At 68.3% G+C, this 2,414-nt stretch carries 2 protein-coding genes and 1 pseudogene; all 3 read right to left on the bottom strand.

Features of this window, described 5'->3' with window-relative positions; translation table 11 throughout:
- Nucleotides 1-34: 34 nt before the first annotated feature.
- On the bottom strand, nt 35-1,003 hold the full coding sequence (locus tag N869_RS14420; RefSeq protein ID WP_232229781.1) for an IS110 family RNA-guided transposase: 969 nt from the start codon (nt 1,001-1,003) through the stop codon (nt 35-37).
- Nucleotides 1,004-1,259: 256 nt separating this feature from the next.
- Nucleotides 1,260-1,883: pseudogene (locus tag N869_RS14415) on the bottom strand (helix-turn-helix domain-containing protein); the annotation flags it as partial.
- 114 nt (nt 1,884-1,997) lie between these two features.
- On the bottom strand, nt 1,998-2,414 hold a 417-nt coding region (locus tag N869_RS17495), incomplete at its 5' end, for a hypothetical protein (protein ID WP_232229779.1).

Below are 2,414 nucleotides of genomic sequence, written 5' to 3'. Positions count from 1 at the left end.
TAGCGCTTGAGGCAGCGGATGATCTCCCGCTTGCTCAGGCCCTCGTTGGTGCGGCGCTCGACGTACTCGCGTGTCGCGGGTGGTGTCTCATGCGGACGATCGTGACGATGTAGAGGGCGCTGTTGGCTGCTCGGTCACCGGCACGGCTGAGGCGGTGACGCCCGGTCGTGCGGCCGCTGCTGGCCGGTTGAGGAGCGACCCCGCAGAGCTTGGCGAAGGCAGCCTCGTTGCGGATCCGGTCGGCGTTGTCGCCGGCGGTGACCAGGAACTGGCCGGCGATCTCGACGCCGACACCATGGAGTTCGACGAGATCCGGGGCGGCTGCGCGCACCAGCGCCTCGAGCTGGTTGTTGAGCGTCTTGACCTCGTCGTCGAGGGCTTTCCAGCGGCGAGCCAGGTCCCGTAGGGCGGTCTTCACGCCAGCCATCAACAGGCGGTCGCTGTCGTCGACGAGGGTGATCAGGTCGTCAGTCTCCGGGCGAAGCCGGAGGCAGCGGTTGACCAGTGTCCGCTTGGTGAGGACAACGAGCTCCTCGCGCAGGGGCGAGGGGGCGCCGATCATCACTCCGAAGAGGGTGTTGAAGGCCTGCGTGCGTGCCTTAACGGCGCTCGAGCGAGTGACGCGCAGGGTGCGGATCACTTCGACGATCCCGGACTTTGCCTTCGGGGTCGCCGTCGACGTCCGTCCGAGCACCGCCCGTGCGATCTGCTCGGCGTCCAGTCGATCGGACTTGCCGTCCATGCGCCGGGCCAACCGATTGGGGCGGTTGACCTCCACAACGTTCTCTCCGGCGCTGGTCAGCGCGCGGGCGAGCGCCGCGCCGAAGGAGCCGGTGCTCTCGACTCCGATCGTGTGGACCTGTCCCCGTGTGCGCAGCCAGTCCAGCAAGGCCTGGTAGCCGTGGTCGGTCGCCGGGAACTCCTTGTGGCCGAGCAGCCGGCCCTGGTCATCGACCGCGGCCGCGTAGTGGGTGTGCTTGTGCGTGTCGACGCCGCCGATCACGGTGACAGTCGCGGGAGTAGTTGCCATGCTGGAATCGCTCCTCCGTCAGGACTGATCTGCGGATGGGGCGAGCCGGCCGGACGGGCGACAGGTCTGTGACGGGGCTTCTAGCCAAGCTCCTATCAGGTCAGATCCGTCTGGCCGGTGCGCCGCGGAGCCGCACCGGGGACCGGTCGACAGATCGAACGCAGGACACCGTGGTCATACCTTGGCCGGGGTCAGACCGGGCCGGTGCGGCTCCAGGACGATCTTCACAGACCTTGCCGTTGTGCCGGGGCGTGTGCGGGCGGATGCGCTGGTGGCGTGAGGCGACCGCCAGGACGGTGCGGGTGAACGCGGTGGCCTTGTAGTTCGCGCCGTTGTCCGTCACGACGCGGACCAGCCGGTTGATGCCGTGGGCGCGCCACCCGCCGCCGTCGGGGATCCGTCCGACCTTCTTCACGTCCAGGTGGATTATGTGCCCGGGGTAGCGGGCGGTGATCCGGCCGGTGCTGCGGTTGGTTGACCCGTCGGGGTCGATGTCCCGGCGCCGGTTGATGCCCCGGCGGGTCAGCCACCGCGAGACCGTCGCCGATGACACCCGGTGCCCGGTGCGGGTCAGTTCGAGGTGGATCCGACGGACGGTCCACTTGTGGTCCCGCCGCAGCCGCTCGATCAACTCGACCACGTCCGCCGGCATCTGCATCGGGCTCGCGTGCGGGACGCTGGAACGGTCGAGCAGCCCCACCTCGCCGAGCTCGTCGTAGCGGGCCTTCCACTTCGACAGGCACCGTCGGGAGATCCCGGCATCGGCCGCGACGTGCGCGATCGGACGGGGCTGACAGCGCTGGGCCAGGTGAAGGCGGCCGGCAGGGGTCAGCGGGGCGTTAGCGAGGGGCATCGAGGGGTAGGTCTTTCGTACGGCGGGACGGTTGGTCGCACTTCCATCCCGCCGCCAGGGCCTACCTCTCCCTCACCCCCCGCCCGGTGTCACCAACCTCATGAGCCACAACACCTAGACGAGCGCGAGGAATGTGCCGAAAAGTGCAGCGAGCGGGGCTGCGTAGGCGAGGTCACGGACGCCCGGCTGTGACGCAGGCGAAGGCGTTTGTCGTCGACGTGCTAGATCCCGCCGCGCGACGGCCCAGCGCACGGCCCAGACTGCGCCCAGAGCATTTAATGGAGCACTCAATGCGACGCCGACAACTCGGGCCAGGAGCAAGCCGGTCTCGCCATCGGTGAGCGCATCAAAGCCGACTCCAAGTAGACCGCCGATGATCAGGATCGAGACGCCGACGAAGATCGATGTGTTGGTTAGCAGGCCCAGGAGCTCCTCTCGCTCCTCCATGTCTGGGGCGGCGCCGATGGCGCGCTCGTTGGATCGATCAGACACTTCTTTCACCGTCTCCTCCCCGGCCTTGACTGCGGGACT

The organism is Cellulomonas bogoriensis 69B4 = DSM 16987, assembly GCF_000767165.1.
GTDB classification, from domain to species: Bacteria; Actinomycetota; Actinomycetes; order Actinomycetales; family Cellulomonadaceae; genus Actinotalea; species Actinotalea bogoriensis.
The sequence above is the reverse complement of the archived record's forward strand: the minus strand, read 5'-3'. Positions and strand labels throughout refer to the sequence as shown.